The organism is Sphingobium sp. SA2 (assembly GCF_032227065.1).
Taxonomy (GTDB): Bacteria; Pseudomonadota; Alphaproteobacteria; order Sphingomonadales; family Sphingomonadaceae; genus Sphingobium.
This window is the reverse complement of record NZ_JAPMXX010000006.1, coordinates 3,187,554-3,202,296: the sequence shown is the minus strand read 5'-3', so window position 1 is coordinate 3,202,296 and position 14,743 is coordinate 3,187,554. Positions and strand designations below refer to the sequence as shown.

Below are 14,743 nucleotides of genomic sequence, written 5' to 3'. Positions count from 1 at the left end.
CACCCAGCTTCGACTAGGCAGCAAGCTGCCAAGTCTGCGCAGCCCTCTCCCCCACGGGGGATCGTCGTGAAATTCATCACCCACAGATTTTCACGTCATCCCCGCGAAGGCGGGGATCCATCTCCGGACCTAAAAATCAAGACGATAAGGTGGGAGATGGATTCCCGCCTTCGCGAGAATGACGATGATTCGTGCGCAATCGGCATTTCGCAACGATCCCCCCACCGGGGAGAGGGGGTAATCGACCAGCCCGCAAACCACGGCTGACGACGATGTGCTGCGGCTCCCTTTTAATCACTCCAGCATCGCCGCCAATTTCGGCGTCATATATTCCTGCGCGGCGGTGGCGGTGCGCAGGACCAGGCGGGCGGGGAGGGCGTGGCGGGTGGCGAGGGCCATGCCGCGGGCAGGGCCGAGGATGGTGATGGCGGTGGCCCAGGCGTCGGCCTGCATCGCGCTGTCGTGCAGGACGGTGACCGAGGCGACGCCGGTTGCGACGGGGGAGCCGGTGGCCGGATCGATGCTGTGTGAGAGGCGGCGGCCATCTTCCAGGCGGTAGCGGCGATAGTCGCCCGACGTCGCGACCGACAGGCCGGACAGGGCGACGCGCAGGACCGGGATAGTCAGGTCCGGTGGCGATTCGACATCGACCCACCAGGGCTGGATGTCGGGCTTGATGCCTTCGCCGCGCAGTTCGCCGCCGATCTCGATGAGGAAGTTGGCGAGGCCCATGGCGCGCAGGCGGGCGGCGACGGCATCGACGGCGAATCCCTTGGCGATGCCGGAGAAATCGAGCGAGACCGGGGCGACGCGGGGGCCTGTTTGCCGTCGATCTCGATTGCCTGCCAGGGCGGGGTCGTTGGCGCGGCATCGGGGCGGGGAGGAGGGCGGGACCGAAGCCCCATCGGTCGACCTGATGGCCGATGGCGGGATCGAACGCGCCGTCCGAGAGCCGGGCCATGTCGAGCCCTGCGCGCAGGACGGTCAGCATGTCGGCGGGCAGCGGCATCCAGGTGCCGAGGGGCGCGCGGTTGAAGCGGCTGATGACCGAGTCCGGCGCCCAATTGCTCATCTGCGCGATGATGCGGGCCAGCACAGCTTCGATTGCCGCCGCGCAGCCAGCGGGCGGATCGACGATATGCGCCGACCAGCTGGTGCCCATGGTCGGGCCACCGAGTGTCGTGACGCGGCCCGTCCGCTGTCGCCCGACGAAGAGGTCGGGCGACAGGCCGGGCGGGATGGCGATGCGGATGCCGACCGTCAGGGGGCCAGCACTTCGAGCGTGGACACATAGGCGGCGCGGCGCTGGGGTGGGCCAGCGGGACGTGCCGGGGGCGTGGGCGCTGCGCCAGGAGCGCCTGCGCCTGGACCGCCCATCCCGCCAGGGCCGCCTTCGCGCCCGCCGCCGATGCTGGCATTCACCCAATACATGCCGGGCTGTGGCCAGGTGACGACGACCTTGCCATCCTTGTCGGCGGTCAGGTCCATCTGGCCCAGCGCGTCGCGATAGCGGATGCCGCCGGGGATGATGGTCACCTTGAGGTCCGCTGCGGGCTTGCCGTCGAGCAGGAACTGGAAGGTCGCCGCTTCGCCCGACACCAGATCATTGGGGTGGGTGACGGGGACCATTTCGATGCCGGTGCCGGTGGGTTTGAAGATGGTCGTGGTCGGCGCGCCCAGCGTCACGAAAATCTCGTTGCGGTTGGACATTTCGGCGGTCTGCACATCGGTCGCGCCGGCCGGAATAACGCTGGCCAGCTTGTCCTTGGTCGTCCCGCGCGGCAGCCGTTCCTGCTTGCCGTTCAGCATATAGCTGCCCATCACGCCGGTCGACACATTGGCGATGCGATAGGTGCCGGGCTTGGTCAGATGCACGTCGAAGGTCGAGCGATAGCGGCCCTTGGCGGCGTTTTCGATTCTGCCGGTGCTGCCGTCCGGCTCGGTCACGGCGATGCCGTCGGTCGCCATCGGGAAATGTTCGAAGTAGAAAACGTCATTGGAGATGGCGGCGTCCACCGTCACCCAGCTGTCGTTGCCCGACAGGGTTGTGGAGGATGGCAGCATCCATTGGCGATGGGCTTGCGCGGTGGCGGGCAGCATCAGGGCGGCAAGCGCGCCCGCGATCAGATATGTGGCTTTCATGGTCCAATCCCCTTTATTTGCCGAAGGTGAGGGCGACGGCGCCCAGTTCAGTGCTGCCCTGCGCCTTGACGGTCGCGCCGGGCTTTGGCGGCCAGGCGAAGGGCAGGCGGACGACTTCGCGGCCGCCGACTTCGCGCGCGGCCTCGATGAAGAGCGTGTAGTTGCCGGGGGCAAGCGCGCCCAGCGGGCCTTTGCCTGCGGTGAAGCTGACTTTGTGTGCGCCGGGTGCCTTGGTCGCGCCGGAGACGCCATCGGCGGGGAGTTTCAGCGCACGGCCGGAGGCGCGCCACCATTGGCGCACATCGCGCAGCCATTTGGCGCCCTCGCCATTCTTCATGTCATAATCATACCAGACCGACAGGCTGCGAGGGGTTGCGCCCTCCTTTTCGATCCAGATGGCGACATAGGGGCGGTGATATTCGGCGACCGAGAGGCGCGGGATGGCGACCGAGAGGTTCAGCGTTTGCGCGGTGGCGGGTGCGGCGAGCGTGCCCACCGCGCCGAGCGCAGCCGTGCCGGTCAGGGCCAGGCGGTAGCGGATCTGCATGGATAGTCCCCCTTAATGAATGAAGATGATGGCGAGGATGGCGGGCAGAGCGAGGCCCGCGGCGACCAGCGGCCAGGTGGAAGGCCGCTTCTTGGCGTGAAGCTGGAGCAGGACGAGGCCGGTCAGGGCGAAGAGGAAGCAGGCGACCGAGAAAATGTCGATGAACCACTTCCACACGGTTCCGGCATTGCGCCCCTTATGCAGGTCATTGAGGTAGCTGATCCAGCCGCGGCTGGTCGCTTCGCTGGTGACGGTGCCGTCGGCGCGGTCGATCGAGACCCAGCCGTCGCCGCCGGGGCGGGGCAAGGCTAGGTAGATTTCGTCGGCGGACCATTCGGCCTCGCCGGTGCCACGCTGGCCCACGGCCTGTTCGATCCAGGCGGCGACGGGGGCGGGCAGGGGTTTCTTGGCATCGGGCTGATCGTCGGGGGCGATCTGGGCGCGCAGGTTGGCGGGCAGGGTCGCCGCTTTTTCGACGGTTTGCGGCGATCCCTCGATATCGGCGGCATGGTTGAGCGTGATGCCGGTGAAGGCGAAGAGAAGCAGGCCGATGAGGCTGATCGCCGAGCTGACCCAATGCCAGGTGTGCAATTGTTTGAGCCAGAACGCCTTGGCGCTCTTTTTCTTTTGCGAAGGGATGCGGGCGGTTCCGTGCATCGGGATGGGGACTGGTCCTGCTGAAGTGAGGATGATCGCATATCGCGAACGACTCTCAATTGCAAACGAGTCGCAGGAAGAAAAATGTAATAAAGTGTGATGAAGGGGATGATCGCCGCGACCGGTTGCAGATTGAGACTATTGACCGCAAGCGACGCTGGCCCTAGCCGCAAGAGGGACGGCATACGGGCGAGCGATCACCGGGACGTCAAGGCATCGGGTCGGCCCTGCTCATGGGAGAGGGGGCGGGTGTCGCTATCAGGATAAAATTATGCTGCTGTCGGGCGTTGCCGCAGGAATGATGTTGATCGGGACGCAGGCCGGGGCTGCGCCGCAATTGCCGGTCGAGCCGGTGGTGGAAACGGCACCGGCCACGCCGCCTGCACAGGCGGAGGATGAGGTTCAGGACATCGTCGTGACCGGCGACCGCGCGCCGCCCAAGGGGGATCCGCTGGAAGAGATCAACGCCCAGAGCTTCGAGGCGGTGCAGGCGGTGGACAAGAATGTCGTCGGCCCGATGGCCAAGGCCTATAATAAGGGCCTGCCGCGACCGGCGCGCAAGGGATTGCGCAACTTCTTCTCCAACCTGCAGGAGCCGGTGGTGTTTGCGGCCTATCTGCTGCAGCTCAAGCCCGGCAAGGCGGCGGAGACGGCGGGGCGGTTCGCGATCAATTCGACGCTGGGCTTTGTCGGCCTGTTCGACGTGGCCAAGCGCAAGCCCTTCCATCTGCCCTATCGGCCCAATGGCCTGGCGAATACGCTGGGCTTTTACGGGGTCGGGCCGGGGCCGTATATGTATTTGCCGGTGATCGGGCCGACGACGCTGCGCGATCTCGTCGGCTATGGCGTCGATGGCATCGTGACGCCCTTCGTCCTGGGCAAGCCGTTCAACCAGGCGGCCTATGTGATTCCCGCCAACATCCTGCGTCAATTGGGGGAACGGGCCGCGTTCGACGAGCGGATCACCGATATCCGAGCGCAGGAAGACCCTTATGGCACCTATCGCGACCTGTATCTCAAGCAGCGCAAGGCGGAGATCGAGGCGTTGCACGGGCGCGTGAGCGAGGAGCCGGTCGTGCCGATGTACGGGCCGGGCCTGGGCATACCGGGCAAGGCCAAGGATGCCAGTGCGGTGCCCGATAGCGCGCCGCTGCCGGAAACCGCTCCGGAATGATGGACCGGGTCATGTCTGCCATGCGGACATGACCCGGTTATCGGTTTAGCGCCCCAGTAGGCCGCGCGCCTGGCCCGCAATCTCCGCGAGCATCGCGACATTGGGGCTGGCGGCGGCCTTGGCGCGCTGGACCAGGGTGCGGAACTGGCGGACGCGGTCGCCCTTTTTCTGCAACCAGCTTTCGACATGGGCGGCGACGTCGCTGGCGTCGCAATTCGCGGTGCATTGCGCCAGGAAGTCGAGCCGCACCTGCTGCATGTCGCGGGCGACGCCGGAGATGAGCAGCCGTTCCCACGGATCGGTCGGTTCCATGCGCGCGGCGGCGGACTGGACCCAATCGATGCCGACCGCTTCGCCGAGATGGGTAAAGGCACGGGTCAGTTCGACCTCATCGACGCCCATCCGTCCGGCGAGCGCGGCGATGCCGACCGCGCCGTCGAGCTTGAACAGGCCAGCGGCGCGATGCGCCAGGGCTTCGGGTGCGCCAAGGCCGAGCAGACGATCGGTCACGGCATTGGTGCGGCGCTGGGCCTCGCTGGTCAACAGGTCGTCGACCTGCACGGCCAGCGTGCCGACGCCCTTTGCCAACAGGTCGTGCCCGGCGGCGGGCAGGGTGCCTGCGGGCACGCTGCGCAAGATATCGGCGATCTGGGCGCGCATGCCGTTGGCGATGTCGCCGAACAGGGCGAGGCGGGCATCCTCCGACATATGGGCGGCATCGATATCCGCCCATAGCGCGCGGATGTCGTAGAGCCGTTCGGCGATCAGGAAGGCGCTGGCGAGGTCGGCGAGCGAGCAGCCTTCTTCTTCCGCCAGTTCGAACGGGTGAATGATGCCAAGGCGGTTGATGATGCGGTTGGCGACCTTGGTGGCGATGATCTCCTTGCGCAGGGCGTGGGCGGCGATGGCGTCCGCCTCCTTGTCCTGCATCGCGGCGGGGAAGGCGGCCATGAGTTCGGCGCCCATGCTGGGATCGGTGGCGAGCTCGCCATGTTCGATCGCATCCTGCAGCGCGAGCTTGGCGGTCGAGAGCAGGACCGCGAGTTCGGGGCGGGTGAAGCCCTGGCCATCCTGTCCGCGCCGCAGCAACTGGTCGTTGGCGGCCAGCCCCTCGACGGCGCGGTCGAGCCGCCCCGATTCCTCGAAGGTTTCGATCAGCCGGACATAGCTGGCAAGGTCGGCCGCGCCGCCGCTTTCGGCGATGGACAGGCCGAGCGCCTGCAGGCGGTTATCCTCCAGCACCAGATCGCCGACCGCGTCGGTCATGCTTTCGAGCAAGCTGTTGCGCGCGTCGAAGGACAGGCGGCCTTCGGCCATTTCCTTGTTCAGCGCGATCTTGATATTGACCTCATTATCCGAACAATCGACGCCGGCGCTATTGTCGATGAAGTCGGTATTGATGCGGCCGCCATGGAGCGAGAAGGCGATGCGCCCCGCCTGGGTGATGCCCAGGTTCGCGCCTTCGCCCAGCACCTTGACGCGCAATTGTTCGGCATTGACGCGCAGCCGGTCATTGGCCGGGTCGCCGACATCGCCATGGCTTTGCGCCGCGGATTTGACATAGGTGCCGATGCCGCCGAACCAGAGCAGGTCGGCAGGGGCCTTGAGGATGGCGGAGATGAGCGCACCCGGCTCCATCTCCGTTTCGGTCACGCCCAAAATCTGCTGGATTTCCGGCGTCAGCGGGATGCGCTTGAGCGCGCGGGAGAAGACGCCGCCGCCCGGAGAAATGAGCGCCTTGTCATAATCCTCCCAGCTCGACCGGGGCAGATGGAACATGCGGTTGCGCTCTTCCCAGCTTTTGGCCGGGTCGGGCGTGGGGTCGAAGAAGATGTGGCGATGGTCGAAGGCGGCGACCAGCTTGATCGCCTTGGACAGCAGCATCCCGTTGCCGAACACGTCGCCCGACATGTCGCCGCAACCGACGACGGTGACGGACTCGCTCTGCACATCGACGCCCATTTCGGCGAAATGACGCTGGACCGAGAGCCACGCGCCGCGCGCGGTGATGCCCATCGCCTTATGGTCATAGCCGTTGGAGCCGCCGCTGGCGAAAGCGTCGCCCAGCCAGAATTTGCGGTCGAGCGCGATCGCGTTGGCGACGTCGGAGAAGGTCGCCGTGCCCTTGTCGGCCGCGACGACGAAATAGGGATCGTCGCCATCGCGCACGACCACCTTGGCCGGGTGGCGCACATGGTCATTGACGATATTGTCGGTGACCGACAGCAGCGCGCGGATGAAGATGCGGTAGCTTTCGGTGCCTTCGGCGAGCCAGGCGTCGCGATCGACCTGCGGGTTGGGCAGATGTTTGGGGTAGAAGCCGCCCTTTGCGCCGGTTGGCACGATGACGGCATTTTTGACGCGCTGCGCCTTCATCAGCCCCAATATTTCGGTGCGGAAATCGTCGCGCCGGTCGGACCAGCGCAGCCCGCCGCGCGCGACCGGACCCGCGCGCAGATGGATACCCTCGACGCGCGGCGAATAGACCCAGATTTCGCGCCAGGGGAGCGGGGCGGGGAGGCCCGGAATCTGGGCGCTGTCGAGCTTGAACGCCAGCGCCTCTGTGGCGGCGTCGCTGTAGAAATTGGTGCGCAGCGTTGCGTTGATGACGGCGCGCAGCAGGCGCAGCACGCGATCCTCGTCGATCGCGGTGACGGCTTCGAGGCCGGCGTCGATGTCTGCCTGGGCCGCGGCGATCCGCTCTTCCGCGCCTTCGCGACCGACCGGATCGTGCAGCGCCTGGAACAGGCTGGCGAGGCTGGCGGTGACGCCCTGTGCGCGGCGCAGCGTTTCGGCGAAGGTCGCCATGCCATAGGCCATGCCGGTCTGGCGCAGATAGCGGAACAGCGCGCGGAACAGGACGACCGAGCGCGGGGCAAGCGCGGCGGTGACGATCAGTTCGTTGAACCGGTCATTTTCGGCGCGCCCTTCGAGCACCTGGGCGATGGCTTCGGTGACGATGGTGGCGCGGTCCACGACGGCCTGCGCATCGCCGCCCGCGGGCAGTTCCAGCACGAAGCGCTGGACATTGCCCAACCGGCCGCCATCCAGCGCGGTCGTCATTTCCTCGATCACGCGGAACCCGAAATTCTCGAAGGCGGGCACGACTTCGGACAGCGCAATGCCATGATGGCTGTAGAGTTTGAGCCGCAGCCGTTCGTCGCAATCTTCGGGATTGCGATAGATGCGGATCGACTTGTCGCCCGGCCCGGACAGGCCGTGGATCAGGCGGATGTCGATCGCCGCTTCATCCGGCCCAGCGCCATTGCGATAGACCATCGGGAAGCCACCGGCATAGCGTTGCGCCAGCGCGGCGGCGCGGCCGGCATCCTCGGTCTTGGCCAAGGCTTCTTCGACGGCGGGCGCCCAACCGCGCACCATCTGCTTCAACTGGCGGTCGAGCAGGACGTCGTCGGGAATGATGCCGCCTTCGCGCAGGTCGAGCGTGATGCGCAGCAAGGCGAGGCCGCCTTCCTCCAGTGCGATCGACCAGCTCAGCACCGGCGCATTGGCGGCCATGGAGAGCATTTCCTGCACCGAGAAGCGGCGCGCGGTCGAGACTTCGTCGCGCGGCAGCCAGACGAAGGCATAGAGATGGCGCGCGAGCGGGCTGCTCGCCAGCGCGAGCTTGGGCCGTGGCCGGTCGGTCAGCGACATGAAGGTCAGCGCCAGCCGCTCCAGCGTGTCGCGATCGAAGCCGATGAGGATGTCATGGGGCAGGGTGGTCAGGGCATGGACCAGCGTCTTGCCGGCATGACCCTGTGGATCGAAATCGAACTTGTCCATCAGCGCGGACAGCGCCGAGCGCAGCACCGGCACCTTGTCCGGCGTCGCCGTCAGGCCCGAACTGGTCCACATGCCGGCATGGATGGAGAGCGCCTTGACCTCCTTGCCCTCGCGCACCGGCACGATGACGAGATCGAGCAGCACCAGGCGATGCACGCGCGACAGGCGGTTGGACTTGATGATGAGCGGGTTGCGCTTGCCTTCCTCGAACCAGGCGAAGGCAGCATCGAGCGAGGCCGGGGCAATCAGCGGCTTGTCATGCCGGGTGCAGATGCCGAGCGAAGCATGGCTGCTGCCGTCGCGATGGATGATTTCGTGACCCGTCAGGGTGAAATGACGCGCCAGGAACCAGCGCAGCAGCGCCGCGCCTTCCTCATCGGGGACGGCGTCGGCATCGGCCTGCATCGCGGCCTGCATCGGTGCCCAGTCGGCGACGGCGGCGCGCACATCGGCCAGCGTTTCGGCCAGCGCCTTTTCGAGCGCGCGGCGCGCTTTCGCGTCGGCCCGGTCGGCCTCGATATAGATCATAGATTCGCGGCGGGCACCGGGCGCGTCATCGTCGAGGATCGCGGCGAGCGCGCCTTCGATGTTGCGGGTGATCGACAGGATGGGGTGGAGCAGCCGGTGGATGGTGATGTCGGCGGCGGCCAGTGCATTGGCGATCGAATCGACCAGGAACGGCATGTCGTCGTTGATGAGCGCGATCCGCATGAAGCGGCCATTGGCGCCTTCGCCCAGCGTTTCGATGGCGATGGCGGGTTGTCCCGCCTGACGCCCGTTGGCGGTGCGGCCCACGAACAGCGCGGCGGCGGCCAGTGCCGCTTCGTCGAACCCTTCCCGCTCGCCCGGCAGCGCGCCGCGCGCCAGCGCCGTTTCCAGCGCCTCACGGATGCCCGTATCGACTTCTTTTATCTTCGCGTCAGCCAGCGTCGTCATTCGCCTACCTCTCACCAGCGGGTACATTCCCGCTTTCATGGAACGGAGGAGAGGCTGGACGCCGCCATGCGACTCCCCGGCTTAGGATCGCCTTTATGCCTCCGCCTCAACGGAGGCTCAACCCAGGCTGTGGAATAAAGTTTCTGAAAATTGAAATAATATGATGATGTGTCGTTCCTGCTGCGGAGGATGACTATCGGCCCGGCCCGATGGCATGTCGAGCGGGTTTAGGGGATATTTTCCAGTATTTTGCTGCGCGTTGAAGCCGATGGGTGCGTGGCCGTGCCGTTGGATCAACGGGCAGCGGCGAGGATCACCTTCTGCCCCAGGTCCGAATCCTGCGGCAGCGCTGCGACCAAAGCAAGCGATCCGTCCGCCTCGCGCCGGGCGATGACGACGGCCAGGCCATCGGCATCGGTGGCGATGGCGTCCGGGGCGAGCGCGCTGGCCGCCTGCATGGCGGTGCGCGCCTTGTGGCGGCGGTCGGGGCGGGGCGGGGCTTCGGCGCGCCGCAGCGCACGTTCGTCGCGGACCAGCGCCTTGAGGCCGCCTGCATAATTGGCGAGATAGTCGGCGAGCGATCCGACCCCCAGGCCCGTCGCCCAGCCATGGTCAAGCGCGGTCGCATATTCGGTGATCCGCGTCTTGTCATAGGTGCCGCCGAAGACGAGCTTGATGATCGCGGTCATCGGGCTGCGCGCCTGCACCTTGAGGCCGTGGTCGGCCAGCAATGTGGCATAATCGTCCGGGCGGGCCTTTGCCACCAGCGCGAAATCATAGGCGAGGCCGATGGCGCGATAGAGGGCGGCATGGCTGCGCGCTTCGCTGACGCGCACCCGTTCCGCGCCGTCGCGGGCGATCGCCAGCCAGTCGGCCAGCGGGGCTGCTTCGTCGGGCGCTTCCATGCCGGACAGGTCGAGAATTTCGTCGTCATCCTGCGCTGTCACGAGCGCGGGGGCGGGTGTTTCGGCGGGGTGGGACCGTCCGCCCACACCGCGCTGGTCGGGCCGGGCAGCGGCGCGGTGCGCAGGGCGTCGCCCACTTCCTCTTCCAGCGCGGCGCGCATCGGGGCGTTCGCCAATTCCTTCCAGTTGATCACGCCGAACACGAAATCGATCGTTTCATCGTCGGACGAGAAGGGCATCAATATGCCGCGATACAAGATGTCTGATCCGCGCTGATTGACGAACTCGGCCTCGAAGCCGATCGGCGCGGCATTGGCGATGATCTGGAGATAATGGTCGGTCAGCCGCGAGACGAGCGATCGGGCGGGCACGTCATCGATATAGGTGATCGATCCTTCGATCTCGCATTCCTGCCGCAATGCGGTGCCCAGATACACGACCGAAGGGTTTTCGAGACCCGTGCTGAAATCGAGCAGGATGCTGTAGGGGCCGAAATCGTCCAGCTCTTCGGGCGCGAGATCCTCGATCGAGGGCAAGGCGCGGTCGCCCAGCAGCGAGGCCCAATAATTATAGGCACGCACCTGCATCCGCCGTTCGTCGGACACCACCATCAGCGGCGCGTCGATCGCGGCGTCTTCGCTATGGTCGACGTCGTCCCGGTCGTTGGCGACATCGAGTCCCCATAGAGTGTCCATTCGGCCTGTCCCTAAAACAGATAAAAGCGCTTCATCTGGGACTCGACAGTGGCAGCGGATGGTAAATTTGGGGTGAACAGGGGCGTGGATGTGCGCTTTCGTTGAAAAGCCCGCTTGTCCTGCGCCCCAACCGCTGTTATCTGCCCGCCGCAAGCCGCTTTAGCTCAGTTGGTAGAGCATCGCATTCGTAATGCGGGGGTCACAGGTTCGAGTCCTGTAAGCGGCACCAGTCCTTTGGCCTTGCGGGCCGGGATATCCCCTGTGGAAGCGCGTCAATATCGTCCCGCGTGGGTTCTTCCAGGCGGGTGGGCTTTTGGGTGCAAGCCAGGGACGCTTGCTGGATTTCCGCCAGACGGCTGGCCGCATCGCGACATTGACAGGATTAAGACGAATTTATGCGAGGATATAGAGAACCCGGTTTTCAGGACAGGGTCGCCGCGGCCAAGGATGCCAAGACGAAGGCGCTGGAAAAGCTGAAGGCCAAGCCACCGGTCGATGAAGCCGAGCAGGCCGAAAAGCTGGCGAATCGCCTGGCCAAGGAAGCGGCTGCGCGCGAACGGCGTGAAGCCAAGCTGCGCGAGAGAGAAGAAGCCGAGGCCGCGCGCAAGGCCGAGCGCGAGGCGGCAGCCGAGGCTGCGCTGCCGCCGCCAGCCATGACGGAAGCCGAACGCAAGGCGGCGCGCGATGCCCGCTATGCGGCGCGCAAGGCCCGCAAATAAGATAAGGCGCAGGGCGGCTGTCGGCTACATCGCTGCCCGCCCTGCGCCGTTGGCGGCCGCATTTGAAGGATGATTTCTGGACCAGTTGCACAGTGCCCATGCGCCGATCTATCGCGCCGACCCCGTCCTGCCTTTACATGCCGCCCCTTATGCGGCGGATTCTTCCCATCCGATCGAAGTCATCGATATCGCCGAGATTCCCGGCGGTGGGCAATTGCGGCTGCTGAAAAGCGGCGCTGATTTTTCGATCCAGTTCGGGTCGGAAGAATTGATGGGCAGTTGCGACTATGTGTCGGAAGAGGCGCTGGCACGGCTGACGTGCGAGCGGCTGGCAGACTGCGATGGGCAGGTGCTGATCGGGGGGCTGGGCATGGGCTTTACGCTCGGCGCGGCGCTGGATGCCTGGTCGCCGCATGCAGCCATAGTCGTGGCGGAACTGGTACCCAAGATCGTGGAGTGGGCCAGGGGACCGTTGGCGCATGTCTTTGCCGATCGTCTGTCCGACCCGCGCGTCACGATCGACGTCGCCGATGTGCATGATGTGATTGCGGCGGCCAGCGAGCGGTTCGACGCGATCCTGCTGGATGTCGACAATGGCCCCGACGGGTTGATCCAGGCCGAAAATGAGCGGTTGTATTGCAACTGGGGGCTGCGCTCCGCTTATGGCGCGCTGCGATCCGGGGGCGTGCTGGCGATCTGGTCGGCCTATCCGGCGCGGGGTTTTGACCGCAGGCTGGAACGAGCCGGGTTCGATGTCGAGGCCGTGCGGGTGCCCGCTTATGCCGGTAGCATCGACGATTGCCATCATATCTGGTTTGCGAGGAAGGTAGCGTAGCTGAGGGCTACACGACCATAGCGCGCCGTCGTTGACGGCATCAATCGAACATGCTGATACGAAAAATACATGAAATAGGGTGCTCCCGCAAAAGCGGGAGCCTAGGATGCACCGCAGGACGTTCGACCCTGGACTCCGGCTTTCGCCGGAGTACGACAACAGTTAAAGCATCTTCATGATCGATCCTGCTACCCTTTCCGACGCCGACGCCGCCAACCGTTTGATGCGCCTGGCGCGCGAGGTGGCGAAGCATAATCGGCTTTATCATGACGCGGACGCGCCGGAGATTAGCGATGCGGCTTATGATGCGCTGATCGCCGAGAACAACGCCATTGAAGCGGCGTTTCCGCATCTGGTGCGGGCCGATTCGCCCAATGCGCAGGTCGGGGCGGCGCCGACCTCGGCGCTCAAGAAAGTCGCGCATGCGCAACGGATGATGAGCCTCGACAATGGCTTTAATGATGAGGACATTTCAGAATTCGTGGCGCGGATTCGCCGTTTTTTGAACTTGGCGAAGGATGCGCCTGTGGCGCTTACTGCTGAACCAAAGATTGATGGGCTGTCCTGCTCGTTACGCTTTGAAAAAGGGCTTTTGATTCGCGCACTGACGCGAGGTGACGGCACTGTTGGTGAAGACGTCACAGAAAATGTCCGCACGATACAGGATGTGACACCTGTACTAAAAACGGGAGGCAATTTATTTCCTACACCTCCCGATGTGTTTGAGATCCGCGGCGAAGTTTATATGTCGAAATCTGCATTTGCAGACTTAAACGCGCGACAACGTGAAGCGGAGGGGAAGGTTTTCGCAAATCCGCGTAATGCGGCTGCTGGCTCATTGCGCCAGCTGAATGCAGAAATCACTAGAGAGCGCCCCCTTGGATTTTTTGCGCACGGTTGGGGTGACGTGTCTGTCATGCCAGCCGACACGCAATATGAGGCAATGACTGCAATCACCGCGATGGGATTGAAAGTTTCTAGCTTGCTTGCAAGGGTAGAAAGCTTGGAGCAGGCGTTGGAACATTACCGCAGAATCGAACGGGCGCGGGCGGACCTGCCGTTCGATATCGATGGGGTGGTGTATAAGGTCGACCGGCTCGATTGGCAGCAGCGGCTGGGCTTTGTAGCGAAAGCGCCGCGCTGGGCGATCGCGCATAAATTTCCGGCCGAACGGGCGCAGACGACGCTGGAGGCAATCGACATTCAGGTCGGCCGCACCGGCAAGCTGACACCGGTGGGGCGGCTGACGCCGGTGACGGTCGGCGGCGTGGTGGTGTCGAATGTGACGCTGCACAATGCCGATGAGATTGCGCGGCTGGGCGTGCGGCCGGGCGATCGGGTCGTGGTGCAGCGGGCGGGCGATGTGATCCCGCAGGTGGTCGAGAATCTGACGCAGGAGGAGGTACGAGAGGCCTTTGTGTTTCCCACACACTGCCCTCCTGAGTCGGGCGGCTGTGGGTCGGAGGCGGTGCGCGAGGAGGGCGAGGTCGATTATCGTTGCACTGGCGGGCTGATCTGCCCGGCGCAGCGGTTCGAACGGTTGCGGCATTTCGTCAGCCGGGCGGCGCTGGATATCGAAGGGCTGGGGGAGAAGTCGATTCAGGAGTTTCTGGATCTCGGCTGGATCACCGAACCGGCCGATATTTTTCGCCTGAAACACCATCGCGCCGAACTGGTGGGCCGCGAGGGGTGGAAGGAAAAGTCGGTCGACAATCTGCTCGCCGCGATCGAGGTGAAGCGTGCGCCCGATGCCGCGCGGCTGTTGTTCGGGCTGGGCATCCGCCATATCGGCGCGGTGACGGCGCGCGATTTGCTGAAGCGCTACACGACGCTGGAAGGGGTGCGCGCGCTGGCGCAGGAGATCATGGCGCTGCGTGAGGCTGCGCCGGAGGGCGAGACGCAGGCCAAGCGCGACAAGGCGATTGCCGAGCATATCGGCGTGGAGAATGTCGGCGCGGCGGTCGGCCATGCGCTCGCCGATTTCTTCCATGAGCCGCATAATGTGACGGCGTGGGAGGATCTGCTGAGCGAAGTATCGCCGCCGCCTTATGTTGTGGAAACCACCGCCAGCGCGGTGACCGGCAAGACGATCGTGTTCACGGGCAAGCTGGAGACGATGAGCCGGGATGAGGCCAAGGCGCAGGCGGAGCGGTTGGGGGCTAAGGCGGCGGGATCGGTCAGTGCCAAGACGGACCTGGTGGTCGCGGGGCCGGGGGCGGGGAGCAAGCTCAAGCAGGCGAGCGCGCTGGGGATCGAGGTGATCAGCGAGGAAGCCTGGGCGGAGATCGTCAGGGCGGCGGGTTAGGCCAGAATAACCCGTTCGTGCTGAGTAGAGACTGAGCTTGTC

8 protein-coding genes, 1 tRNA gene and 2 pseudogenes are annotated in these 14,743 nt (G+C 65.1%); 5 read left to right on the top strand and 6 right to left on the bottom strand.

What is annotated here, in order from left to right:
* Positions 1 to 294: 294 nt before the first annotated feature.
* The 4 genes and pseudogenes from OVY48_RS23130 to OVY48_RS23115 form a co-directional block, all read right to left on the bottom strand.
* A pseudogene (locus tag OVY48_RS23130) lies at positions 295 to 1,162 on the bottom strand (FAD:protein FMN transferase).
* Positions 1,163 to 1,260: 98 nt separating this feature from the next.
* A complete protein-coding gene (locus OVY48_RS23125; protein WP_313924621.1) occupies positions 1,261 to 2,142 on the bottom strand; it encodes a DUF4198 domain-containing protein in 882 nt (293 codons plus the stop codon).
* A gap of 13 nt (positions 2,143 to 2,155) precedes the next feature.
* Positions 2,156 to 2,689, bottom strand: a complete 534-nt coding sequence (locus OVY48_RS23120; RefSeq protein ID WP_313924620.1) for a DUF2271 domain-containing protein — start codon at positions 2,687 to 2,689, stop codon at positions 2,156 to 2,158.
* Between the two features lie 12 nt (positions 2,690 to 2,701).
* Positions 2,702 to 3,346, bottom strand: coding sequence for a PepSY-associated TM helix domain-containing protein (locus OVY48_RS23115; RefSeq protein ID WP_313924619.1), 645 nt, complete (start codon positions 3,344 to 3,346; stop codon positions 2,702 to 2,704).
* A 271-nt stretch (positions 3,347 to 3,617) separates the two neighbouring features.
* Between OVY48_RS23115 and OVY48_RS23110 the strand changes: the two genes are divergently transcribed.
* Positions 3,618 to 4,520: a VacJ family lipoprotein gene (locus OVY48_RS23110; RefSeq protein ID WP_083217080.1), complete on the top strand. Its 903-nt coding sequence runs from the start codon at positions 3,618 to 3,620 to the stop codon at positions 4,518 to 4,520.
* Positions 4,521 to 4,565: 45 nt separating this feature from the next.
* Here OVY48_RS23110 and OVY48_RS23105 read toward each other — a convergent pair whose 3' ends face one another.
* Both OVY48_RS23105 and OVY48_RS23100 read right to left on the bottom strand, forming a co-directional pair.
* Positions 4,566 to 9,242 (bottom strand): NAD-glutamate dehydrogenase domain-containing protein, encoded by a 4,677-nt coding sequence (locus OVY48_RS23105; RefSeq protein ID WP_313924618.1) that lies wholly within the window; start codon positions 9,240 to 9,242, stop codon positions 4,566 to 4,568.
* A gap of 293 nt (positions 9,243 to 9,535) precedes the next feature.
* Positions 9,536 to 10,842, bottom strand: a pseudogene (locus OVY48_RS23100) (hypothetical protein).
* A gap of 153 nt (positions 10,843 to 10,995) precedes the next feature.
* Here OVY48_RS23100 and OVY48_RS23095 point away from each other — a divergent pair.
* The 4 genes from OVY48_RS23095 (at position 10,996) to ligA (ending at position 14,701) form a co-directional block, all read left to right on the top strand.
* A tRNA-Thr gene (locus tag OVY48_RS23095) sits at positions 10,996 to 11,071 on the top strand.
* A 166-nt stretch (positions 11,072 to 11,237) separates the two neighbouring features.
* Positions 11,238 to 11,561, top strand: a complete 324-nt coding sequence (locus tag OVY48_RS23090; RefSeq protein WP_037476861.1) for a DUF6481 family protein — start codon at positions 11,238 to 11,240, stop codon at positions 11,559 to 11,561.
* 127 nt (positions 11,562 to 11,688) lie between these two features.
* Positions 11,689 to 12,396: a spermidine synthase gene (locus tag OVY48_RS23085; protein WP_409593729.1), complete on the top strand. Its 708-nt coding sequence runs from the start codon at positions 11,689 to 11,691 to the stop codon at positions 12,394 to 12,396.
* Between the two features lie 175 nt (positions 12,397 to 12,571).
* On the top strand, positions 12,572 to 14,701 hold the full coding sequence (gene ligA / locus OVY48_RS23080; RefSeq protein WP_313924617.1) for an NAD-dependent DNA ligase LigA: 2,130 nt from the start codon (positions 12,572 to 12,574) through the stop codon (positions 14,699 to 14,701).
* Positions 14,702 to 14,743: the final 42 nt, after the last annotated feature.

Excerpts from the sequence above, each read along its gene's own strand:
- OVY48_RS23115 (WP_313924619.1), bottom strand. The coding sequence starts at position 3,346 with ATGCACGGAACCGCCCGCATCCCTTCGCAAAAGAAAAAGAGCGCCAAG.
- OVY48_RS23125 (WP_313924621.1), bottom strand. The coding sequence starts at position 2,142 with ATGAAAGCCACATATCTGATCGCGGGCGCGCTTGCCGCCCTGATGCTG.
- OVY48_RS23090 (WP_037476861.1), top strand. The coding sequence starts at position 11,238 with ATGCGAGGATATAGAGAACCCGGTTTTCAGGACAGGGTCGCCGCGGCC.
- OVY48_RS23110 (WP_083217080.1), top strand. The coding sequence starts at position 3,618 with ATGCTGCTGTCGGGCGTTGCCGCAGGAATGATGTTGATCGGGACGCAG.
- ligA (WP_313924617.1), top strand. The coding sequence starts at position 12,572 with ATGATCGATCCTGCTACCCTTTCCGACGCCGACGCCGCCAACCGTTTG.
- OVY48_RS23105 (WP_313924618.1), bottom strand. The coding sequence starts at position 9,242 with ATGACGACGCTGGCTGACGCGAAGATAAAAGAAGTCGATACGGGCATC.
- OVY48_RS23120 (WP_313924620.1), bottom strand. The coding sequence starts at position 2,689 with ATGCAGATCCGCTACCGCCTGGCCCTGACCGGCACGGCTGCGCTCGGC.